General features: G+C 73.9%; 17 protein-coding genes. 7 read left to right on the top strand and 10 right to left on the bottom strand.

The annotated features are described in order from the left end of the window. Positions 1-65: 65 nt before the first annotated feature. From ABEB17_RS02305 to ABEB17_RS02285, 5 genes are all read left to right on the top strand, one after another. Positions 66-1,760: a LuxR C-terminal-related transcriptional regulator gene (locus ABEB17_RS02305; RefSeq protein ID WP_345715776.1), complete on the top strand. Its 1,695-nt coding sequence runs from the start codon at positions 66-68 to the stop codon at positions 1,758-1,760. Between the two features lie 72 nt (positions 1,761-1,832). After that, positions 1,833-2,111 (top strand): hypothetical protein, encoded by a 279-nt coding sequence (locus tag ABEB17_RS02300; RefSeq protein WP_345714940.1) that lies wholly within the window; start codon positions 1,833-1,835, stop codon positions 2,109-2,111. Further along, a complete protein-coding gene (locus tag ABEB17_RS02295; RefSeq protein ID WP_345714939.1) occupies positions 2,108-2,860 on the top strand; it encodes a DUF4386 domain-containing protein in 753 nt (250 codons plus the stop codon). The genes ABEB17_RS02300 and ABEB17_RS02295 overlap by 4 nt, the downstream gene beginning before the upstream one ends. 154 nt (positions 2,861-3,014) lie before the next feature. Continuing rightward, positions 3,015-4,874: a GMC family oxidoreductase gene (locus ABEB17_RS02290; protein WP_345714938.1), complete on the top strand. Its 1,860-nt coding sequence runs from the start codon at positions 3,015-3,017 to the stop codon at positions 4,872-4,874. Positions 4,875-4,878: 4 nt separating this feature from the next. Continuing rightward, on the top strand, positions 4,879-5,718 hold the full coding sequence (locus tag ABEB17_RS02285; protein ID WP_345714937.1) for a class II glutamine amidotransferase: 840 nt from the start codon (positions 4,879-4,881) through the stop codon (positions 5,716-5,718). Between the two features lie 67 nt (positions 5,719-5,785). Here the strand turns inward: ABEB17_RS02285 and katG are convergent, their stop codons facing one another. The 10 genes from katG to ABEB17_RS02235 all read right to left on the bottom strand — a co-directional run bounded on the left by katG (position 5,786) and on the right by ABEB17_RS02235 (position 20,020). Beyond that, entirely contained in the window at positions 5,786-8,014 is a 2,229-nt protein-coding gene (gene katG, locus ABEB17_RS02280) for a catalase/peroxidase HPI (protein WP_345714936.1), read from the bottom strand. A gap of 16 nt (positions 8,015-8,030) precedes the next feature. Further along, positions 8,031-8,465 (bottom strand): Fur family transcriptional regulator, encoded by a 435-nt coding sequence (locus ABEB17_RS02275; protein WP_345714935.1) that lies wholly within the window; start codon positions 8,463-8,465, stop codon positions 8,031-8,033. Between the two features lie 27 nt (positions 8,466-8,492). Continuing rightward, a complete protein-coding gene (locus ABEB17_RS02270; RefSeq protein WP_345714934.1) occupies positions 8,493-11,234 on the bottom strand; it encodes an FtsX-like permease family protein in 2,742 nt (913 codons plus the stop codon). Then, on the bottom strand, positions 11,231-14,434 hold the full coding sequence (locus tag ABEB17_RS02265) for an FtsX-like permease family protein (RefSeq protein WP_345714933.1): 3,204 nt from the start codon (positions 14,432-14,434) through the stop codon (positions 11,231-11,233). Before ABEB17_RS02265 ends, ABEB17_RS02270 begins: the two co-directional genes overlap by 4 nt. Positions 14,435-14,446: 12 nt before the next feature. Beyond that, positions 14,447-15,145, bottom strand: a complete 699-nt coding sequence (locus ABEB17_RS02260; RefSeq protein WP_345714932.1) for an ABC transporter ATP-binding protein — start codon at positions 15,143-15,145, stop codon at positions 14,447-14,449. After that, positions 15,142-16,074, bottom strand: a complete 933-nt coding sequence (locus ABEB17_RS02255) for an ABC transporter ATP-binding protein (RefSeq protein ID WP_345714931.1) — start codon at positions 16,072-16,074, stop codon at positions 15,142-15,144. The genes ABEB17_RS02260 and ABEB17_RS02255 overlap by 4 nt, the downstream gene beginning before the upstream one ends. Before the next feature lie 64 nt (positions 16,075-16,138). Further along, positions 16,139-16,960 carry an ABC transporter ATP-binding protein gene (locus tag ABEB17_RS02250; protein ID WP_345714930.1) on the bottom strand — a complete coding sequence of 274 codons (822 nt, stop codon included), beginning with the start codon at positions 16,958-16,960 and terminating at the stop codon, positions 16,139-16,141. Next, entirely contained in the window at positions 16,957-18,018 is a 1,062-nt protein-coding gene (locus ABEB17_RS02245) for a FecCD family ABC transporter permease (RefSeq protein WP_345714928.1), read from the bottom strand. The genes ABEB17_RS02250 and ABEB17_RS02245 overlap by 4 nt, the downstream gene beginning before the upstream one ends. Further along, on the bottom strand, positions 18,015-19,007 hold the full coding sequence (locus ABEB17_RS02240; protein ID WP_345714927.1) for a FecCD family ABC transporter permease: 993 nt from the start codon (positions 19,005-19,007) through the stop codon (positions 18,015-18,017). The genes ABEB17_RS02245 and ABEB17_RS02240 overlap by 4 nt, the downstream gene beginning before the upstream one ends. After that, positions 19,004-20,020 (bottom strand): TroA family protein, encoded by a 1,017-nt coding sequence (locus tag ABEB17_RS02235; protein WP_345714926.1) that lies wholly within the window; start codon positions 20,018-20,020, stop codon positions 19,004-19,006. The genes ABEB17_RS02240 and ABEB17_RS02235 overlap by 4 nt, the downstream gene beginning before the upstream one ends. A 205-nt stretch (positions 20,021-20,225) precedes the next feature. Between ABEB17_RS02235 and ABEB17_RS02230 the strand changes: the two genes are divergently transcribed. Both ABEB17_RS02230 and ABEB17_RS02225 read left to right on the top strand, forming a co-directional pair. Next, positions 20,226-21,815: a hypothetical protein gene (locus ABEB17_RS02230; RefSeq protein ID WP_345714925.1), complete on the top strand. Its 1,590-nt coding sequence runs from the start codon at positions 20,226-20,228 to the stop codon at positions 21,813-21,815. Further along, on the top strand, positions 21,812-22,423 hold the full coding sequence (locus tag ABEB17_RS02225) for a hypothetical protein (RefSeq protein ID WP_345714924.1): 612 nt from the start codon (positions 21,812-21,814) through the stop codon (positions 22,421-22,423). The genes ABEB17_RS02230 and ABEB17_RS02225 overlap by 4 nt, the downstream gene beginning before the upstream one ends. Positions 22,424-22,493 lie beyond the last annotated feature (70 nt).

The following is a 22,493-nucleotide window of genomic DNA, read 5'->3' as shown; positions in this document are numbered from 1 at the left end:
CGGCGATGGTAGGCCCGCTGCTCGATACGAAGACCCACGTTCCCGGTCGGCAGCCGGGCGCCTTGGTGCGGCCCCGGCTGGCTGGGCGGCTGGGGGCCAGCGCCTGGTGCGAGGCCGACGGCGACCCGTCGGCGGCGATCAGCCACGCCCTGGCCGGCGGCGACACCGGCCGCGCCGCAGACCTGATGGAGCTCGCGATGCCTGCGATGCAACGGGACCGGCGCGAACCCGAGCTCGGGCGGTGGGTGCAGTCCCTGCCGGACGAGGTGGTGCGCGAGCGTCCGGTGCTCGGCGTCGCGTTCGTCGGGGCGCTGGCGCAGGTGTCGGACTTCGCCTCGATCGACGAGCGGTTGTCGGGCATCGAACGCTGCCTGCGTGCGGACGACGGGAGCTGGCTGGAGCAGCCACCACCCGGCCTGGTGGTCGTGGACGAAGCCGCGTACCGGACGGTCCCGGCCGCCGTCGAGATGTACCGGGCCGCACTGGCGTTAAGACAAGGGGATCTGGCCGGCACGATCGCGCGAGCCCGGCGGGCGTTGTCGCTGGCGCCACCGGACGGCGACCTCGTCCGGGCGGCAGCCGGTGCCCTGGCCGGCCTCGCCTCGTGGACCGCGGGAGACCTCGCCGGCGCGCACGCGGCGTACACCGAGTCGATCGCCGGCCTGGAGAGCGTGGGGTTCGTCGCCGACGCCCTGGGCTGCTGCATCGCCCTCGGCGACCTGCGCATCACGCAGGGCCGGCTGGGCGACGCCGTCGGCGCCTACGAGCAGGCGCTCGACCTCGCCGTCCGGACGTCGCCCGACGAGCCGTTGCGCGGCACCGCGGACATGCACGTGGGACTGGCGGGCGTGCTGCTCGAGCAGAACGACCTCGCCGCCGCCGCCGAGCACCTGGCGGTCAACGAGCACCTCGGCGCCCACAACGGACTGCCGCAGAACCCGTACCGCTGGCGGGTCGTCACCGCCCGGCTGCGCGAGGCCGGGGGTGACCTCGACGGCGCGCTCGTGCTCCTCGACGAGGCGGACCGCGTCTACGAGGGGGACTACTCGCCGAACGTACGGCCGGTCCCCGCGGTGCGCGCCCGGCTGCGGCTGCGCCGCGGTGAGCTGAGCGCCGCCGCCGACTGGGCTCGTCAGCAGGGGCTGTCCGCCGCCGACGAGCTGTCGTACCTGCGCGAGTACGAGCACGTCACGCTCGCGCGCCTGCTGCTGGCGATGCGTGATGACGCCGCCGTCGGCCTGCTGGAGCGGTTGCTGACGGCAGCCGAGGACGGCGAGCGCGGCGGCACCGTCATCGAGCTGCTCGTGCTGCTGGCCCTGGCCCACGACTCCCGCGCGGACGCCGTCGCCGCGGTCGCCGCGGTGGACCGCGCCCTCGCCGTCGCCCAGCCCGAGGGCTACGTGCGGGTCTTCGTCGACGAGGGCCCGCCGATGACCGCCCTGCTCCGGGCATCGCTCCGCCAGTCCGCTGTGCCGGGCTACGTGCGCCACCTGCTCGCCGCGACCGCGGCAGTGCCGGTGCAGCACCCGTCCGGGCGAACGGCGCTCGTGGACCCGCTGAGCCAGCGCGAGCTCGACGTCCTGCGGCTGCTCGGCACGGACCTCGGCGGCCCGGAGATCGCCCGCGAGCTTTCTGTCTCGCTGAACACCATGCGGACGCACACCAAGAGCATCTACGCGAAGTTCGGCGTGACCAGCCGCCGGGCCGCGGTCCGGCGGGCCCAGGAGCTCGACCTGCTTCCCGGCCAGCGAGGAAGCTGACCCGGAAGGTCACCATCCCGCTCACCACATGTGGTGATGACCGCTCACCAGGTCCGCTGACACCTTCGCGGCATGAGCGAACGAAGCGAGAGCCAGGACGGCGGTGCCGACCGGTACGAGATCCGTGTCCGCGGGCACCTCGCACCCCGCTGGGCCACCTGGTTCGACGGCATGACCCTCACCCGCCACGACGACGGCACCACCGTCATCCACGGACCGGTTGCCGACCAGTCCGCCCTGCACGGACTGCTCCGCCGGCTCAGCGACATCGGGCTGCCGCTCGTCTCCGTCACCGCGATCCCCGCCAGCGCGATCACCCCGCCAGAACCGACTCGAAGGAGCACCTCATGACCACGCACACCGACACCGCACCGACCACCCCACCGGCCGCGACAACGCCTGTCGGCACCGGGATGGACCCGATGCGCAAGGTCGCCCTGGCCGGCGGCCTGATGTACCTGCTCACCTTCGCCGCATCGTTCCCGCAGCTCAAGCTGTTCGCGGGCCTCATCGACGACCCCACCGCGTACATCAGCGGCTCGGGCAGCAACACCGCGGTGTTCTGGGGCTCCTGGCTCGAGGTCATCACGGCCGTAGCCTGCATCGGGACCGCGGTCGCGCTGTACCCGGCCACCCGGCGGGTCAGCCGGACCGCCGCGATCGGTTTCGTCACCTCGCGCGTCGTCGAGGCCACCCTCATCGTCGTCGGCGTCATGTGCGTGCTGTCCGTCGTCACGCTGCAGCACCGCTTCGCCGGCGCCACCGGAGCGCAGGCCGACGCGCTCGGCGTCACGGGGGAGGCCCTCGTCGCCATGCGGCAGTGGACCTTCCTGCTCGGGCCCGGCTTCATCGCCGGTATCAACGGCCTGTTCCTCGGCTACGCGATGTACAAGGGCCGGCTCGTCCCGCGGATCATCCCGACCCTCGGCCTCATCGGGGCCCCGCTGATCCTGATGTCCGCGACCGTCACCATCCTCGGCGGCTGGGACCAGATGTCCGTCCCGAGCGCGCTCTGCACCATCCCGATCGCCGTCTGGGAGTTCTCGCTCGGGGTGTGGCTGACCTTCAAGGGCTTCCGGAACGCCCCGGGCTCCGTCTGAGGCCCACGCGCTGACCTGACGCAGCTGGGGCACCCGGGCTCACCCGGGTGCCCCAGCTGCGTCAGGTCAGCCGGGCGTCGGAGGCTGGCGCGCTCTGGTCGGGCGATGTCGTTGAGTGGTAGACATCGCCACAGACCACAGAGAGGTGGCGACCATGAGCGACGAAGCTGCGGCAGCCGACCGGTTCGACGTCATCGTGGTCGGGGGTGGCTCGGCGGGCGCCGTCATCGCGGCGCGGCTGACCGAGAACCCGGACGTGCGGGTCGCGCTCGTGGAGGCCGGCGGTACCCCACCGGACCGCGCTGCGATGCCCGCCGCGGTCGCCTCGCTGCAGCTCGACCCGGACGTCGACTGGATGTACACCGGTGACCCGGGCGGCGCCGGCAAGGGCCTGACCGACGGCCGGATGATGGTGCCGCGCGGCAAGATGCTCGGCGGCTCGTCGAGCCTGAACTACATGGCCTACGTGCGCGGCCACCCCGGTGACTTCGACGGCTGGGCGGCGGACGGCGCCAAGGGCTGGTCGTACGACGACGTGCTGCCGTACTTCACCAGGAGCGAGGACCTGGTGCCGCCGGACCCGCCGGAGGGCGTGGTCATCGACGACGAGGTGCACGGCACCGGTGGCCCACTCGGGGTGTCGGTGCGATCGCCGCGAACCGTTGCGGCAGAGCAGTTCGTGCAGGCCGCCGAGGCTGCCGGGATCCCGAACGGGGACTACAACGGTCGCGACCGCGGCGGCCCGACCGGCGTCGCGTCGCTGTTCCAGACCACCACCCGCAACGGTCAGCGGTCCTCGACGTACGACGCGTTCCTCGCTCCCGCGATGGGCCGGACGAACCTGACCGTCATCACCCACGCCCAGGTCGAGCAGGTCCTGCTGGACCAGGGACCGAACGGCCTGCGCGCCACCGGGATCCGCTACAGCGACGCGGACGGCGGGACGACGACCCTGCACGCGGAGCGTGAGGTGGTGGTCAGCGCCGGGGCGATCGGCTCGCCGCAGCTGCTGCTGCTGTCCGGTATCGGGCCGACCGCGGAGCTCGCGGCCGTCGGAGTGGAGTGCCTGCTGGACAACCCGCACGTCGGCAAGCACCTCAAGGACCACCTGCACGTGCCACTCGCCTTCCCGGCCCCCGGGGTCGCCTTGACGATGACCGAGATCGCGATCGCGCTCGGCCCGGACGCGCTGCGCGCCCCGGCCGGACCGCTCCCCGCGGACCCGGCCGACGACGCGGGTCTGCCGCCGGAGCTGGCGGGGCTCAAGGCCGAGGCCGTGCGGCAGGTGACCGAGTGGGCGACGACCGGCAAGGGGCTGCCGTCGTCCTCCTTCTACGACGCGGTCGCCTTCTTCTCCACCGGGCTCGGCGACCCGCACACCCACGACGCGCAGATCGGGCTGCTCGCCTGCGGGTACACGCCGGACATCTGGCGCCACGTGTTCCGGGTCGACCCAGCGGCCTTCTTCCCCGATCCCGAGTCGGCGCTCTCGCCCACGGCCCAGACCGTCGTCGTCCTGCCCAACCCCGTGCAGCCGCACTCCGAGGGCGAGGTCCGGCTGGCCAGCTCCGACGTGGCCGACGCCCCGGTGATCGACCTGAACTACTTCGCCGACCCGCACGACGTCACCGTCATGGTCGCGGTGATGCGGCGCGCGCTGGAGATCGTCGACCACTGGCCGGGCGACGGCCTCGGCGCGCTCATGGTGCCGCCGGCCCTGGCCGTCGCCCACGGGCACCAGGCGGGGGAGGCCCCGAGCGACGCGCTGCTCGAGGACCTGGCCCGGCACTACGCACTGACCGTCTACCACGAGACGTCGACGTGCCGGATCGGCAGCGTGGTGGACGCCGAGCTGCGGGTGCTCGGCGTCGCCGGGCTGCGGGTCGCCGACGCGAGCGTCATGCCCACCGTGGTCAGCGGCAACACCAACGCGGCCACGATCATGATCGGCGAGCGCGCGGCCGACCTGATCGCCGCGGACCACCGGCTCACGCCGGACTCGACGGTCGGCTGATCCGGTGTGCCGATGGCTCGCCTACTCCGGGGAACCGCTGCGACCGGCCACGCTCGTCCTCGACACCCAGCACTCGCTGGTCGCCCAGTCGCTGAACTCGCCGCTGGGTGCCGAGCCGGTGAACGGCGACGGCTTCGGCCTGGGGTGGTACTCGGGCGACGCGGGCGCGACCGGGACCCCCGCCCTCTTCCACAGCATCGAGCCCGCCTGGAACGACCAGAACCTGCGCGAGCTGAGCCGGGCCATCGAGTCCCCGTTGTTCTTCAGCCACGTCCGGGCCGCGGCCGGCCCCCCGATCCAGCAGACGAACTGCCACCCGTTCCGGTACGAGAACTGGCTCTTCATGCACAACGGTGGGCTGGCCGACTTCGACGCGGTCAAGCGCGACCTGACGTTCGCCGTCGACCCGTCGCTCTACCCGCACATCAAGGGGACGACGGACTCCGAGGTGCTCTTCCACCTGGCGCTCACGCTGGGGCTGCGGGACGACCCGGTCGCGGCGATGACCAAGACCATCCGGATGGCAGAGGAGGTCGGGCACGCGCACCACGTGCCGTTCCCCGTCCAGGGCACGTTCGCGGTCTCGGACGGCACGACGCTGTGGGCCTTCCGGTACTCCTCACAGGGGCGGTCCCGCACGCTCTTCCACTCGGCCGACGTCGCCACCCTGCAGGAGATGTACCCGGAGGTCGAACGGCTCCGTGCGTTCGGCCCGCACGCCCACGTCGTCGTGTCGGAGCCGCTCAACGACCTGCCCGGCGTCTTCCTCGAGGTGCCGGAGTCGACGGTGGCGGTGCTGGACGGATCGGGGTACCACCACCGACCGTTCCTCGCCGCCGACTGACGCTGGACGAAACGCGAGCGGCCCGCACCGTGACGGTGCGGGCCGCGAGCGTTGCAGGACAGCGAGATCAGCCGAGGTCGTACCGGTCCAGCATCATCACCTTGTCCCACGCGGCGACGAAGTCGCGCACGAACTTCTCCTGGGCGTCCGCGCTGGCGTAGACCTCCGCGAGGGCCCGCAGCTCGGAGTTCGAGCCGAACACGAGGTCCGCGCGGCTTCCGGTCCACGTGACCTCGCCGGTGGCGGCGTCGCGTCCCTCGAAGGTGTCCTGGGTCTCGGACGTCGACGTCCACGTGGTGCCCTGGTCGAGCAGGTTCACGAAGAAGTCGTTGGTCAGGGTCCCCGGCGTCTTCGTGAGGACCCCGACCTGGGACCGCTGGGTGTTGGCGTCCAGCACCCGCAGACCACCCACGAGAACCGTCAGCTCGGGCGCGCTGAGCGAGAGCAGGTTCGCCCGGTCGACCAGCACGTGCTCGGCCGGCGCGCGGTGCGCCTTGGTGTCGTAGTTGCGGAACCCGTCGGCCACCGGCTCGAGCGCGGCGAACGACTCGACGTCCGTCTGCTCCTGGGTCGCGTCCGTGCGACCCGGGGTGAACGGCACCTGGACGTCGTGACCGGCGGCGCGAGCGGCCTGCTCGACGGCGGCGCCACCAGCGAGCACGATCAGGTCGGCCAGCGAGATCTGCGCCCCGCTGTCGTCCGCGGCGTTGAACTCGCTCCGGATGCCTTCGAGCGTCCGCAGCACCACGGCCAGCTCAGCCGGATCGTTGACCTCCCAGCCGGACTGCGGCTCGAGGCGGATCCGAGCACCGTTGGCGCCGCCGCGCTTGTCGCTCGCGCGGAAGGTGGACGCCGACGCCCACGCGGTCGCCACCAGCTGCGCCACCGACAGCCCCGAGTCGAGCACCTGGTCCTTGAGCGCGCTGACATCCGCGGGTCCGACGAGCTCGTGCGTCACGGCGGGGACCGGGTCCTGCCAGATCAGCTCCTCGGACGGCACCAGCGGCCCGAGGTAGCGCTGGATCGGGCCCATGTCGCGGTGGGTCAGCTTGTACCAGGCGCGGGCGAAGGCGTCCGCGAACTGGTCCGGGTTCTCGTAGAAGCGCCGCGAGATCTGCTCGTAGACCGGGTCCACCCGCAGTGCGAGGTCCGTGGTCAGCATCGTCGGCGGGCGGGACAGCGAGCCGTCCTGCGGGTCCGGCACCGTGTTGGCCCCGGCGCCGTCCTTGGGCTGCCACTGGTTCGCGCCGGCGGGGCTGGCGGTGAGCTCCCACTCGTGGCCGAACAGCACCTCGAAGAACGTGTTGTCCCAGGTGGTCGGCGTCGGCGTCCAGGTGACCTCGATGCCGCTGGTGATCGCGTCGCGACCCTTGCCGCTGCCGAAGCCGTTGCGCCAGCCCAGCCCCATCTCCTCGAGCGGGGCGGCCTCCGGCTCCGGGCCGACGTTGACCTCGGGGTCGGCGGCACCGTGGGTCTTGCCGAACGTGTGGCCGCCGGCGATCAGCGCGACGGTCTCCTCGTCGTTCATCGCCATGCGGCGGAACGTCTCACGGATGTCGCGCGCCGCGGCGAGCGGGTCGGGCTGGCCGTTCGGGCCCTCCGGGTTCACGTAGATGAGACCCATCTGGACGGCGGCCAGCGGGTTCTCGAGCTCGCGGTCCCCGGTGTAGCGCTCGTCGCCCAGCCAGGTGTCCTCGCTGCCCCAGTAGACGTCCTCGTCCGGCTCCCACACGTCGGCGCGGCCGCCGGCGAAACCGAAGGTCGTGAAGCCCATGGACTCCAGGGCGCAGTTGCCCGCGAAGATCATCAGGTCGGCCCACGAGATCGACTGGCCGTACTTCTGCTTGACCGGCCACAGCAGCCGACGGGCCTTGTCGAGGTTGCCGTTGTCCGGCCAGCTGTTCAGCGGCGCGAACCGCTGCATGCCGGCACCAGCGCCCCCGCGGCCGTCGTGGATCCGGTACGTGCCGGCGCTGTGCCAGGCCATCCGGATGAACAGCGGGCCGTAGTGGCCGAAGTCGGCCGGCCACCAGTCCTGCGACGTCGTCATGACCTGGTCGACGTCACGGCGCAGCTCGTCGAGGTCGACGGTCGCGAAGGCGGCGGCGTAGTCGAAGTCCGCACCGAGCGGGTTGGCCACGGCGGGGTGCTTGCGCAGGATGGCCAGGTTCAGCCGGTCCGGCCACCAGTCGCGGTTCGCCGTCCCCTCGGGGGCGCGGCTTCCGTGCGCGACGGGGCAGCGAGCCTCGCTCTCCTCGTTCATCTCGCCGACTTCGGCATTGGGATGGTCAGACATCAGGATCCTTCCGGCATCAGGCGGTGGGAACGGTGGTGCTGCAGCTGGGGCACAGACCCCAGAAGATCACCTCGGCCTCGTCGACGGCGAAGCCGTGGTCGTCAGACGGGGTCAGGCACGGCACGGAGCCGACGACGCAGTCGACGTCGGCGATCACGCCGCAGGAGCGGCAGACGAGGTGGTGGTGGTTGTCGCTGACCCGCGACTCGTAGCGTGCCACGGACCCGGCCGGCTCGATCCGCCGGACCAGGCCCGCCGTGGTGAGCGCCCGCAGGACGTCATACACGGCCTGGGTGGAGACCTCGCCGAGGTCCGCGCGCGCCGCACCGACGATCGTGTCCGTGTCGGCGTGCGGGATCTCGCGGACCGCGGTCAGCACGGCGACCCGAGGCCGGGTCACCCGTAGAGCCGCGTCGCGCAGAGACTGCTCGACGTCCGCCCTCGTGGTCACCGTCCGAGTCTCTGACCTTTTCTGGAATCAGTCAAGACCACGGTCGCCGCCGCGCAGCAGCCGGGCGAGCGACGTCCGGCGCAGCTGCGACGACTCCACCTGCGCCACCACCAGCGCGGCCACCACCAGCGCCGCGGCCAGCAGTACCGTCCACCACGGCAGGACGACGTCCGGCGGCCCGGTCTGGCCGGTCACCCGCTGCAAGGCCAGCGAGCCGAACATCACCGCGGCGCTCCCGAGGCCGAGCACCAGCCCGGCTACTACCCCCACTGCCACCGGAGGCACCAGCTCGCCGCCCAGCACCCGGCCAACCTGCCCGGGCCGCAGACCCATAGCCCGCAACCGACCGAGCGACTCGTTGCGGGCCGGTGCCGCGACGGCGGCGGCCAGCACGACGCCGAGGACACCGAACAGCAGCAGCAGCGCGGCCGAGGCGATCGCCAGGTGCCGCAGGGCAGCGGCCAGCGGCGCGTCCCGCCTCGCCTCGAGGACGTCGTCCCGCCGCACGACCGTGCCGCCCGGGCCGGCCGAGCCTGGCGCGGCAGCGCCGTGGGCTGCGGCCTCGAGCGCGCGGACCGCCCCGGGACCGACCGCCCAGACCGTCCCCGGGTCGGCCGCTGCCCCCGTGGCGGCGAAGGCCGCCGCGTCCACGACGACCACCGGATCCTCGCCGGAGCCGATCGCCGGCGCGGTGCCGACCACGTGCAGCGGCAGCCTCGCGTCGTCCCAACCGATGCGCAAGCCCTCGCGCAGCGCGGGGTCACCGCCGCGCAGCAGTGCGGGCGTTCCCGTGGTTGCCCCCGGGGCGAGCCGTTCCAGCTGCGGAGCGTCAGGCAGCGGGGTCGCGGCGAGCAGCTTCGCGAAGGCCGCCGCGTCCACCACGACGAGCCGCACCCGGGCGGCCGTCTGCCCCGACGCCGCGGGGACGCCGTCCGCCACCCGGGCTGCGACGGCCGCGGTGACCCCGGGCGCGCCGGCCACCCGCTGAGCAAGCTGCCCGACGCCCCGGTCCGGATCCGTCTGCAGCTGCGCGTCCGCGCCGACCTCGCGCCAGGCGCCCGCCGACTGTCCGTGCTGCTCGGTCGCGGCCAAGGCCACGCAGACCGTCAGCTGGGCCGCCGTCACCGTCACGAGCAGCATCGGCAGCGCCCTGGTCGCCGTCCGGACGGCGCCGGCCGCCGCGAACAGCGGGACGGCGCGGGGCGAGCGACGCGAGCGGGCCAGCACGAACGCCGCCACCGGCGGGAGCAGCCGCAGGACGACGAGCGCCCCCAGCACGGCGAACCACGTCGGGGCGCTCGCGGCCAGCAGGTCGGGTTCGTCACCGCCGCCGAGGACGCCGCGCTGGCGCAGAGCCGCCAGGGCCGCGACCGCGACCAGCGCGACCGTCGCCTCGAGCAGGATGCGCCGTGCCACCTTCGCCCGGGCCGCCGTCCGCCGCGCGGAGCGGTTGGCCGGCACCCGCCGTCCGCCGCCCGCCCGGGAGACCACCAGCACGCCCAGCACGGGCCCGGCGAGCGCCGCGACGGCGAGCACGGGCAGCGTCCACGGCCATGACGCGCCGCCGACCAGCAGCCGCGCGGCGAGCACCCCCACGCCCGCCCCCACCACCGCTACCGCCGCTGACTCCACCAGCAGCTCGGCGCCGATCGCGACCAGGCCGGCGCCGCGCTCGCGGGCCACGGCCAGGGCGGCGGCCCGGCGGCGGGTCAGCAGCTGGGCGGCCAGCACCAGCAGGAGTGCGGCGCCGGCCAGCAGCCCGACGAGCAGCACGGTGGCCTGGGCGCGCGCCGCGACGACCTGCGACCGCGCGTCGAGCAGCACCCGGTCCAGGAGGCTGTCCCACCACATCGTGGGCGTGCCGTTCGCGTCGACAGCGGAGGACGCCTTCAGCGCGACGACGTCCCGGACGAGCGCCTCGCTCTGGTCGTAGCGCAGCCGGTCGGGCTGGGGGGTGAAGACCACCCGGCGGTCCAGGTCGTCAAAGGGCACGGCCAGCCGCAGGTCCGGCAGCGACTCGGCTGAGACCAGTGCGGCGGCCGACGTGCGGACCACCTTCTCGGTCACCCCGGTGCTGGGGTGCAGCAGCCGGGGGGCCGCCTGCCACGCATCCGCTGCCGGGTCGGTGGGGGAGTAGATCCCGCTGACCCGGGCCTCGACCCGGCGGTAGCGCTCGTCCTCGGCGGCGAACGTGTCGCCCGTCCGGAGCCCCAGCGCGGTCGCCGCGGCCTGCGAGAGCGCGACCTGCACCGGCCAGGGGTCGCCGTCCGGCACCTTCGCCGTGGCCTGCGCGGGCGGCACGCTCGCGCGCGGCGGGCCACCGGACGTCCAGGTCACCGCCGGTGCGCCGTCGCGCCCCACCACGTAGGCCAGTCGCGCGTAGCGGCCCGGGCCGCCACCCAGCACGTGCAGCTCGGTCGTCGTGACGCTGGCCACCCCCGGACGCAGGACCGCGTTGAGGTCGGCCGGCATGGTCAGCTGCGCCTCGCGGCTGGCCTGCTGGACCTGCGCCGCCGACGAGGGCTCGCGGACCCGTGCCGCGCTCTCGGTGTCGTCGGGGAACGGGACGGTGACGACCACGTCGCCCCCGGCGCCGGCCTGCCGCACGGTGCCGGCGACCGCCCGGTCGGCGGTGCGCTCCGCCAGCGGTGGGACGGCCGCGGTCAGCAGGCTGGTCAACGCGACGACGCCACCGGTGAGCAGCAGCAGCCGGACGTCGGCCCGGGCGCGGCCGAGGACGCTGGGCCGGTGCAACCGCAACGGGTTCACGCGTCCCCCGTCCGCAGGTGGGCCGTGTCGGAACGTCGGACCTGGACCAACGCCACCCCGGCCGCCACCGACACGCAGCCCAGCACCAGACCGGCGACCAGAGCGGCCTCCGCGGGCCAGGGCCACTGCGGCAGAACGGGTTGCAGCGGTGCGCCGCCGAGGTCGGAGCGCACCAGGCTCGGGCCGAGGGCGTACGACGCCACCGCCCCGACCAGCGCGCCGAGCACGACGAGCAGGGTCAGGACGGCCCCGTGCTGGCCCACCAGGAGCCCGCGGACCTGCCGGCGGGTGAGGCCGAGCGCGCGCAACCGGGCCAGCTCGACGGCCCGGGTCTCGAGGTCGGCCGTCAGCAGCAGGGCCGTGCCGGCGAGCAGCAGCAGGACGGCCGCGACGACGAGCGTCACGAGGGCGGCGCTCACGCTGACCCGCAACGGCCCACGAGCCAGCTGGTCGGCCCGCTCGTCGCGGGTGGTGACCTCGCCGAGACCCAGCGCCCGGACGGCGCTCGCCGCTCCCGGCTTGGGGTCGCCCACCCACCACGCGTCGGCGACGGGCTCCAGCTGCCCGGCGCCGATCAGCGTGCGAGACAGGGTGTCCGCGTCCGCGAGGACGGCCAGCTGGCCCGGCGCCGAGGGCACCGTCGGCACGATCGCGAGGACGACCACCGGGACGTCCACGCCGCTCACGGTGGCGGTGAAGCTGCCGCCGACCTTGGTGCCCACGGAGTCGGCGAGCAGCCGCGACACCGCGACGGGCACAGCCGCCGGCGCCTCGAGTGCGCTGGCCAGCAGGTCGGTCTCGACGTAGGCGAGCGCGGCGAGGCTGATCCGGGTCGAGGCGCGGATCACGGTCGTACCGCCGTCGTCGGCCACGCTGGCGGTTGCCGCCTCGGCCTCCGCCGGCTGCTCAGCGAGGCTGGCGGCCGTCCAACGCGAAGGCGGCGCGGGGGACTTGGCCGTCCCGGGTACGCGCAGCGCGACCATGATCTCGCCGGTGCCGGCGTCGTCCGGCAGAGGTGAGCTCGGGTCGCCGGCCAGGGTCAGCCGCATCGCGACCACCTGCTGGTCGGCACCGATGGGCGAGCGCCAGTGCGGTGCGTGCCGGCGCCCGTCGAGGGGTACGGGATCGGTCTCGACCGTCGTCCGCAGGCCTGAGGCGTCCTGCAGGACGAGGGTCGGCGCGGCGGTGACGACCGCGTGCTCGGGCGCGGTGCCGGAGAGCGTGAGGCCGGATCCGCCTGCGGGCAGCGGCACGCCGACCACCTGGTCCGGCGGCGCCAGCAGGTCGCCGACCTGCTGCCAGCTTCGTCCGCCGTCCAGCCGCCCGCGCAGCAGCGACCCGGCGTGCCGGGCGTCGATGGCGACGAGCTGCGGTGCGGAGGCGCGGTCGCCGAGGAACTGGCCGAGCGCGACAGGGCGGGCGGTGACGGCCGACACGACGCCGCCGCTGGCGCGGGTGACCGCGGCGGCGTCGCCGCTGGTCGGCGGGGCCGCGAGTGCCACGGTCAGGTCGGTGCCCACCTGGACGGCGGCCTGGTCCACCTGAGATCGCTCCCACGTCGCTCCCAGCGACAGCGCGAACGTGCCGGCGGCCGCCGCGACGGCGAGCAGCACCGACGCGGTGACCGGGTGCGGACGGCGCGCGGCCTCGTAGGCGGCGAGCGGCGCCAGCAGCCGGCGTGAGCGCCGCGCCGGGCGGGTGGTGAGGGAGAACAGCAGTGGCACCAGGCGCACGGCGACCAGGGCGAGGGCGACGACGAACAGGACCGGAGCGACGGTCCGGACGACGTCCCCGCTGCTCGCCGGGCCCGGGGGTTGGGAGCGCAGCTGCCACCAGCCGGCCGCGGCCAGCGCCAGCAGGAGCAGGTCCAGCCCGGACGCGGCGGCGAGCGCGAGATGACCGCGCGCCCCGGTCGTGGTGGTGGTCGCCGCGGCAGCCGTGGCCGGTGTGGACGCGGCCCGCAGAGCGGGCACGACGAGGCTGCCGGCCAGCAGGACCGCGCCGACCAGGACGGTGAGGACCAGGTCGATGGTGACGGTCGGCGGCTGGGCCAGGCCGGCGTCGGCCATGGCGGGGAGGCGGGTCAGGGCGGAGTGCAGCAGGGCGGACGCGGGCACGGCCAGCACGGCCGCCAGGCCACCGAGGAGCAGGGCCTCTGCCGAGGCCGCCAGCACCAGCTGGCGCCGGTCCAGCCCGAGGCTCAGTAGCAGCGCCCGCTCGTCGGCGCGGAAGACGGCGAGCAGGCGGCCGGCCAGCACGAGCGCGGCGGCGGCCAGCGTGCTGCCGAGCAGCACCACCACCAGCACGGTGGACCGGGTGGCGGCCTGCTGGGCGCGGGTATCGGCCAGGGTCTGCGGCAGGTCGGACGCGATCCGGCTGATCCGGGCCCGGCCGTCCAGCACGGCGGTCAGCCGGTCGTCGGCGGTGTCGACGGACGTGGCCACCGTGCTCAGCGCGGCTTCGCTGGTGGAGCCGACCACGGGGTGCGCGGTGACCTGCATGGTGTCGACCGTCGAGCCGCTGGTCAGCAGGGCGTCGGCGGTGACCATGAACGGCCCGTAGGCGGGGCCACTCACCCGGCCGTCGTTGTACGCCGCGTCGTAACCCTTGCCGGCCAACGGGTCCCGCGCCCAGCCGGCCTGGGAGCGTGGCTGGAAGGTGCCGACGACCACCACGGTGACCGGACGTCGGACGTCGGTCGGGCCGGTCTCGCGGCCCAGCGTCACGTGCTGGCCGACGGTGAGCCGCAGCAGCCGGGCCGTGGTGTCGGGCACGACCGCCTCGGCCGCAGGTCCGCTAGCGGCGGCCGGCCAGCGTCCCGAGGTGAGGCGCGCCTGGTCGGCGAGGTCGTCGCGGCTGCCCAGGTAGGCGCGCTTGCCCGGGGAGTCCAGCTGGCGCAGGGTCGAGACGGCGTTGCTGGTCGTGGTCGTCGCCAGCGGTGCCAACGCCGAGGTGATGACCACCTGGGCGTCCTGCCGGGCCGTCCTCGCGTCCTCGCCCGCCACGCTGACCAGGAAGGCGGTGACCTCCAGGTCCGCCGGGTCGGTGCGCTGCATGCCTCGGGTGAAGGCCCGGTCCTGAGTGGCAGTGAGCAGCAGCGCGCACACCCCGAGCAGCGTGGCGCCGGCCGTGACGAGCGCGACGACTCCGAGGAGCAACCGCCGCTGGACGACCGCCCGCCGGGCGACCAGCGTCAGCACCGGGACGTCATCTCAGGCCTGCACCTGTCCGTCGGCGATGTGCAGCACCCGGTCGGCGAGCGCCATCATGACCGGGTCGTGGGTCGACACGACGGCGGTGACGCCCTCGGACTCGACCAGGGCGCGCAACAGCGCCATGACGGACAGCCCGGTCTCGGCGTCCAGCTGGCCGGTCGGCTCGTCCGCCACCAGCAGCCGCGGCGATCCCGCCAGGGCTCGGGCGATCGCCACGCGCTGTTGCTGGCCGCCCGAGAGCTCACCGGGGAGCTGATCGGCGTGCTCGCGCAGGCCGACGAGGTCGAGCAGCAGCTCGACGCGCTGCTCCCGCTCGGTCACCGGCGTCTGCCGCAGGCGCAGCGGCACCCCGACGTTCTCTGCCGCGGTGAGCACCGGGATGAGGCCGAACGTCTGGAACACGTAGGCGACGGACTCGCGGCGCAGCCGGCTCAGCCCCTCGTCGTCCAGCGCGGTGACCTCGGTGCCGTCGACGAGGACCGTGCCGGCGTCCGGGCGGTCCAGGCCGCCGACCATGTTCAGCAGGGTCGTCTTGCCCGAGCCGGACCGGCCGACGACGGCGACCATCTCCCCGGGGGCGACGTCGAACGACACGTCGCGCAACGCGTGCACGGTGCTCGGACCGGTGCCGTACGTGCGGGTCAGCCCCCGGACGGACACCATCGCCGGGACGGGCACCGTCGCCGCTTCGGTCATCGGACGTCGTCAGCGTGGTCCCGGCGGACGGCCACGTGGTCGCCCTCCAGGGTGAGCCGCACCCGTCGGGTCAACGCGAGGGCCTCACGGTACTCGGCCGGCACCTGCACGCGCCCGGCGCGATCCATCACTGCGTACTCCTCGGCGGTGTGCTCGTCGCCGTCGACGCCAGAACCGTTGCGGCGCAACACCTCGCTGCTGGTCCGGCCGTCCCGGATCGCCACCGTGCGCTCCACCTGGCCGCTCACCGCAGCGTCGTGGGTGACGACGACGACGGTGGCGCCGAGGTCGCGGTTGGCGGTGCGCAGCGCGGCAAAGACCTCCTGCGCGGTCTCGCTGTCGAGCTCGCCGGTCGGCTCGTCAGCCAGCAGGACGCGTGGGTCGTTCGCCAGGGCGACGCAGATGGCGACGCGCTGCTGCTCGCCGCCGGACATCTGGTCCGGACGCCGGTCGGCGCAGTGCGTGACGCCGACGGCCCCGAGCAGCTCGGCGGCCCGCTGGTGGCGTTCGCGGCGGGGGACGCCGGCCAGCGTCATCGGCAGGTCGACCACCTGGCTGGCCGTCAGGTAGGGCACGAGGTTGCGCGAGGTCTGCTGCCGGACGAACCCGACGACGTGCCGGCGGTAGCGCACCCGTTCGGTGCGGGACATGGCCAGCAGGTCGTGGCCGGCGACCCGCGCGCGTCCGGCCGTCGGCGCGTCGACGCCCGCGAGTACCTGCAGCAGGGTCGACTTGCCGGACCCGGACGCCCCGACGATGGCCACCATCTCGCCGGAGTGCACGAGCAGGTCCAGGCCCTGCAGCGCCTGCACCTCGACCACGTCGGACTGGTAGATGCGCACCAGGTTGTCGCAGACGACGAGGGCGTCGTGCCCGTACTCGGGTGCGCGTTCGGGGGCCGCGGGCAGCGACAGCTCGGGTCCGGTCACGCAGCGCACCTTCCTCGAGCGACGTCGTCCGGCGGATCGTAACCCGCGAGCGCGGCGTCCGGCGTCAGGTTCGCGCGTCGGCGCCCGTCTGCGCGCGGTCGTGACCGCCGATCGGGATCACCATCGGCGCTCCCGAGACCGGGCAGGGCATGACCTGGCAGTCCAGGCCGAACACGTCGTGCACCATCTCGGCGGTGACGACGTCCCGCGGTGCACCCTCGGCGACGATCCGGCCGCCCTTCATCGCGACGAGCCGGTCGGCGTACCGGAACGCGAAGTTCAGGTCGTGCAGCACCAGCACGATCGTGGTGCCCTGGTTGCGGTTCAGGCCCTTCAGCAGGTCCAGCAGCTCGACCTGGTGGTTGATGTCGAGGAAGGTGGTGGGCTCGTCGAGCAGCAGGACGTCGGTCTGCTGGGCGAGCGCCATCGCGACCCAGACCCGCTGGCGCTGGCCGCCGGAGAGCTGCGACAGCGGCCGGTCGGCGAGGTCCTGCGTGCCCGTCGCGGTCATGGCCTCGCGCACCGCCTGCTCGTCCGCGGCCGACCAGCGCCGGAACCAGCCCTGGTGCGGGTACCGCCCGCGGCCGACCAGGTCCGCGACGGTGATGCCGTCCGGCGCGACGGGGCTCTGCGGCAGCAGACCGACGACCCTGGCGACGTCCAGGCTGGCGACGTCGTGCAGGGTCTGGCCGTCCAGGTAGACCGCGCCGCCGCGCGGCTTGAGCAGCCGGGTCAGCCCGCGCAGCAGGGTCGACTTGCCGCAGGCGTTGCCGCCGATGATGACCGTGATCCGACCGTCCGGCACGACCAGGTCGAGGTCGCGCACGATGGTCGCGTCGCCGTACCCGAGGGACAGCCCCTCGGCCCGCAGCTCGTGTTCCCTCATCCGCCTCGTCCTTCCCGGTTCACACCGATGAGCAGCCACAGCAGGAACACCGCACCGACGACCCCGGTGACCACGCCGGTGGCGACCGGCTTGGGCATCACGTGCAGGGCCACGAGGTCCGCGCCCAGGACGATGCCCGACCCGACGAAGCCGCTGGCCAGCAGGCTGCCGGACGACCCGGACAGCCGGGCCACGATGGGTCCGGCCATCAGGGCGACGAAGCCGATCGGCCCGGCCGCGGCGGTCGCGCAGCCGACCAGGACGACGACCACCAGCACGATGGCCAGCCGGGACGGCTCGACCCGGTTGCCCAGCGCGGTCGCGGCGTCGTCCCCGAGCTCGAGCGCGCCGAGCTGGCGGTCGAGGAGCAGCGCGAACGGCGTCACGACCAGCAGCACCACGACCAGCGTCCGCAGCTCGGTCGGTCCGGCCTGGCCGACCGAGCCGATCAGCCAGGTCATCGCGGCTCGGGCGTCCCAGATCGTCGCCCGGGCCAGGATGTAGCCGATCAGCGACTCCATGAACGCGGCGATGCCGATGCCGATCAGGATGAACCGGAAGCCCTGGATGCCGTCGCGCCAGGCCAGCAGGTAGACGAGGGCGGTGCTGAGGGCGGCGCCGACCAGCGCGGCGCCGGACACGAAGAGCCCGGAGGCGTGGAACACGATCATCGCGCCGGCCGCGAACAGACCGGCGCCGGACGAGATGCCGACGACGTCCGGTGCAGCGAGCGGGTTCGCCAGCATCCGCTGGAACAGCGGCCCGGACAGACCGAGCGCGAACCCGACGGCGAGCCCGGTGACCGCGGCAGGCAGCCGCAGCTCGCGCACCACGAAGTCCACCAGCGGGATGTCGCGCAGGTGCAGCACGGAGGCCAGCACGTCCCAGGGGGCCACGTACGTCGACCCGACGCCCAGGGTCAGCACGAACAGGGCGAGCGCGCACAGCCCCGCGCCGACGGTGACGAGCCGCCGGCGCCGCCGGCGGGGGTCCGTGACGCGGTCCTGGCCCGGCTCGGCGGGCTGGGCCGACCGGGCGGTCTCGACGACGGCGCTCACAGCGTGGCCAGGTTCCGGTAGCGGACCAGCAGGACGAAGACCGGGGCGCCGAGCGCGCCGAGCACGACGCCGACCTGCAGCTCGCCGGGGCTGACGGCGAGGCGGCCGATGACGTCGGCGACCAGGAACACGATGGGGGCCATGACGGCCGAGTACGCCAGCACCCAGCGGTAGTCGGTGCCGACGACCGCACGGGCGAGCTGTGGGACGGCCAGCCCGAGGAAGACGATCGGCCCGCAGGCGGCCACCGCGGCGCCGCACAGGATCGCGACGAGGGCGAACAGCAGCAGCCGGGTCCGCCGCACGTTCTGCCCCAGGGACGTGGCGACCTCGTCGCCGAGCGCCAGCCCGTTCAGCGCGCGCCCGGACAGCAGGGCCGCCACCGACCCCAGCACCAGGAACGGCAGCGTCTGCCAGAGCACCGGGTAGTAGCGCCCGGCGAGCGAGCCCACCTGCCAGTGCCGCATCTCCTCGAAGGCGTCCACGTTCGACATCACGATCGCGGTGGTCACGGCGTACAGGCCGGCGCTGATGGCCGCGCCGGCCAGTGCCAGCTTGACCGGCGTCGCGCCCTCGCGGCCCAGGCTGGCCACGCTGTAGACGGCGACCACGGCCAGCGCGGCACCGGCGAAGCCGAACCAGACGTTCGTGGTCAGGCTCTGCCGCCCGAGCAGCATGATCGCCACCACGATGGCCGCGGCGGCGCCGCCGTTGATGCCGAGGATTCCCGGGTCCGCCAACGGGTTCCGGGTCGCGGCCTGCAGGATCGCGCCGGCCAGCCCCAGCGCCATCCCGGCGCTGAGGCCGACCAGGGTGCGCGGTACCCGCATCTCGCGGATGACCGTCTCGGACGTCGAGCCCGGGTCGAAGTCGGTCAGCGCCTTCCAGATCGTCTCCAGACCCACGCCGCGGGTGCCGAGCAGGATGCTGACCACGCAGACGGCCGCGAGCAGGCCGACCAGCGCAAGCAGCCCCAGGGAGCGCCTCACCCGGCGATGTCCGGGTCGGCCTGCTGGACGGCCTTGGTCAGCTGCTGCAGCTGCTGGGTGTACGCGTCGTAGGTGTGCACCCAGTAGCCCGGCCACGGGGTGTAGGCCCTCGCCTTGGCGGCCGCGATCTTGTCCCAGGTCGGCTGCTTCTCGGCGGTCTTGATGGTGCTGTCGTAGCCGCGGTCGTCGATGAGCAGCAGGTCCGGCTGGTACTTGTCCGACTTCTCCCAGGACAGGTACTCCCAGTAGGGGAAGTCGGCCTTGGGGGAGTCCGGGTCGATGACGTCCAGACCCCAGGACTTGAAGTCCGTCAGGGACGTGGAGTACTTGGGCACCGCGACGTACAGCAGGTCGTCGCCGGGCGCCACCGCCAGGGCGGACAGGCCCTTCTTCGCGGCCACGGTGTCCTTGAAGGTCTGCTGCGCTGCCTCGAAGCTCTGGCGCGCCTTTCCGTACTGGTCACCCTCGACGTCCACCCCCATGCTCTTCGCGAAGCCCTCGTACCACTTCACGACCTCGAGCAGGGAGCCCTGCTGGTTCGCGCCGACGATGGGGGCGAGCTTGGCGACCTTCATGGACGCCGCGTCCGCGCCCTCTTCGAAGCCCTGGTACGCCTTCTGTGCCGGCCACCAGTCGGCCACGATCAGGTCGGGCTGCAGGGCGGCCGCCTTCTCGGCGTCGATCTTGCCCCACTCCTTGCCGACGACCTCGATGCCGGACAGGTCCACGCCCTTCAGGCCGGGCTCCCACTCGAGGTCCTGGGCGAGGTAGATGCCGACCGGCTTGATGCCGTAGGCCATCAGGCCGGCGGCTTCGGCCGCGCTGGCGATGATCCGCTTGGGCTTGTGGTCGAGCGTGATGGTGTCCCCGTTGGCGGAGACGTAGGACCACGAGGAGTCGGCGCTGGCAGCGGCGTCGGAGCCGGAGTCGTCCGCGGACCCGCAGGCGGTCAGGGCGAGGGTGGCGACGGTGAGCGTGGCGAGCAGGACGCGTCGGCGGGCACGAGCGAGCACGAGCGGTTCCCTTCGGGACGGGGCGGCAGAGAAGAACGTGGTGCGCAGGGAAGGGTAGCCTAACCTAACCCTATCGCGGAGTTCGTGAGGGAAGCCGGTATCACGGAACGGCCGGCGAGGGTCTTGTCGGGAGGAGCAGAATCGGCGGAGGAGCTGTCCATGACGACGAACGAGCCCACCCTCTCCGGCGCCGCGCCCTCGTGACATGACACGGGCGCAGGCTCGGTCGTCGGCGTCCGCCGCGGTGATCGCGACTGCCCTCGCCGTGAGCCTGGTCGGGGCGCTGGTCGGGGCGCTGGTCGTCCTCGGCCCAGTCGCGGCCACCGCCTCCGCCACGAGCCCGTCGCTGACCCTCTCGCAGAGCAGCGGGTCCCCCGGGGACCAACGGACGATCTCGGGTTCGGGCTGGTGCGCCAACGGTGACCTCAGCGTCGGGATCGCGGTGAAGGGCACCTTGGACGCCCCGACCCGGTTGTTCGCGACGACGCTGGACGCCGGCACGTTCTCGCGCTCGTTCGAGGTTCCGCAGCTGGTGACCGGTCCCTCCACGATCTCCGCCGTCCAGTCCTGCGTCGGCTTCCGCGCCCCCCGGACCGCCCAGGTGGACTTCACTGTCACGAGCACGTACGTCCTGCAGCTGGACCGCCCGAGCGCCCGGCCGGGGACGACGGTCGTCGCGACGGGGGAGAACTGGGACGCGGCAGCGGGTCCGGTGTCGCTCTTCCTCAGCGCGGACCAGGCGAGCGACCCGGCCAAGGCACTGACCGCCGCCACCCCGCAGGACGGCAGGTTCACCGCGCCGTTCACCACCCCGGACGTCACCCCGGGCGGTTACCGGCTCTTCGCCTGCCAGCTGTGCGATCAGCCGAAGGGCAGACCGTCACAGACCGTGTCGTTCACCATCACCCCGCGCCGGCAGGTGGCGGCCGTCCTGTCGCTCGCCCCCGCCAGCGGCCGGCCCGGGGACGCGTTCGCGGCCTCGGGAACGGGCTGGTCGGCCGATGACGGCGCGGTGTCGGTCTTCGCCCGCAAGGCCGACCTGAGCCATCCGGGGCGCGCGCTCGGTCGGGTCATCCCCGCTGGCGGCAGCTTCCGGCTGGACCTCGCGGTTCCCTCGAGCGCGACGCGCGGCTCGCACGTCTTCGTCGCCTGCCAACGGTGCGGGCAGGGGGCTCGGCAGCGATCGGCTAGCGCCACCTTCGTCGTGACCGCGCGTCCGGCGATCAAGCCGAGCATCTTCCTGGCTCCCGCCGCCGGCCGCGCCGGCGACGCCGCGACCCTGACCGGGGCCGGATGGCGCCCGGACGGCGGACCGGTGTCGGTCTTCGCCTCGCAGGCGGACAGCACGGACGCCACCCGCGCCCTGGCGGTCGCGCAGCCCGCCGCCGACGGTCTGTTCGAGATCGGGTTCACCGTGCCGTCGCGCGTAGCGGGCGAGTACGTGCTGTTCGCCTGCCAGTCCTGCGGTTCGGCCGCCAGCGAGCTGTCGGCCACGGCGGCCCTGACCATCCAGACGTCCCGGCTGACGGTCGGGCGAGTGCTCCTCCTCGTGCTGGCGCTGCTCGCCGGCGCCGCGGCGGTGCTGCTCGCGCGCGGCCTCCGCGGCCGACGGCCGGGTGGTCCCCGTGGCAACCGGCCACCAGGACCCGGACCGGACCCGCACCTCGAACCGCATGCGGGACTCGACGCCGAGGTGTCGTCCCGAAGCGTCGACGGCCTCACCGCGCCCCACCTGCGTCTGGTGCCGCACCCCGACAGCCCGGCGTCCACGATCGACCTGGAGGCACGACGATGACCCAGAACGCGATCAGCGACGGCGCGGTCAGCGGCATCCCCCTGCTGGCGGTGGTCGGTGCCGGCGCCGACGACCTCGTCGCGCAGCTCGAGCGGGCCGGCGCCCTCGAGCCGGCGACCGGTGCGCTGGAACGCGCAGGCAAGGCGCTGTGGGAGGCGGGGCTGAGTGAGCTCGCCGAAGTGGCCCGGGGCTTCCTCGGCGCCGACCTCGGTGGCCTGCTGGTCGTCGGGCTGCAACGCACCCGCGAGCTGGTCGAGGCCGGCCGTGCGACCCGAGGCACGGCCGATCGCGTGCTCGTCGACCTGACCGGGCGCGAGCTCACCGTCGTCCAGCACCCGACGGTGGACGTCATGGTCGGTCCGAGGCGACTGGCCGAGATCCCGTTCGAGCTGCGGCTCGTGGTCACGCTCGCGGCGCTCGCGGCGGTCGTGCGGGACGGCCGGCTCGTCGAGCTGACCAGCGGGACCGGCCAGGCGACCGTGACACTGAGCACCCACGGGGAGGTGGTGGCGTCCGGGTCGCGGCCGTTCGACCCCCACCTGACGGTTCGTCTCGGCGACGGGGTGCGCCTGGTGCCCGACGACACCGCGGTGCTGACCCTGCCCTAGGAGTTGTCGGAGTTTCGCTGACCCACCAGGGGCCCGGACGAACGCCGACCCGACCGACCGACCCGAGAGG

The sequence above is a fragment of the Angustibacter luteus genome, assembly GCF_039541115.1.
GTDB classification, from domain to species: domain Bacteria; phylum Actinomycetota; class Actinomycetes; order Actinomycetales; family Angustibacteraceae; genus Angustibacter; species Angustibacter luteus.
This window is presented reverse-complemented; position numbering and strand designations above follow the sequence as displayed.

Coding starts and splice junctions, on each gene's coding strand:
- ABEB17_RS02300 (WP_345714940.1), top strand. CDS start 1,833: ATGAGCGAACGAAGCGAGAGCCAGGACGGCGGTGCCGACCGGTACGAG.
- ABEB17_RS02295 (WP_345714939.1), top strand. CDS start 2,108: ATGACCACGCACACCGACACCGCACCGACCACCCCACCGGCCGCGACA.
- ABEB17_RS02290 (WP_345714938.1), top strand. CDS start 3,015: ATGAGCGACGAAGCTGCGGCAGCCGACCGGTTCGACGTCATCGTGGTC.
- katG (WP_345714936.1), bottom strand. CDS start 8,014: ATGTCTGACCATCCCAATGCCGAAGTCGGCGAGATGAACGAGGAGAGC.
- ABEB17_RS02260 (WP_345714932.1), bottom strand. CDS start 15,145: ATGACCGAAGCGGCGACGGTGCCCGTCCCGGCGATGGTGTCCGTCCGG.
- ABEB17_RS02250 (WP_345714930.1), bottom strand. CDS start 16,960: ATGAGGGAACACGAGCTGCGGGCCGAGGGGCTGTCCCTCGGGTACGGC.
- ABEB17_RS02230 (WP_345714925.1), top strand. CDS start 20,226: ATGACACGGGCGCAGGCTCGGTCGTCGGCGTCCGCCGCGGTGATCGCG.
- ABEB17_RS02225 (WP_345714924.1), top strand. CDS start 21,812: ATGACCCAGAACGCGATCAGCGACGGCGCGGTCAGCGGCATCCCCCTG.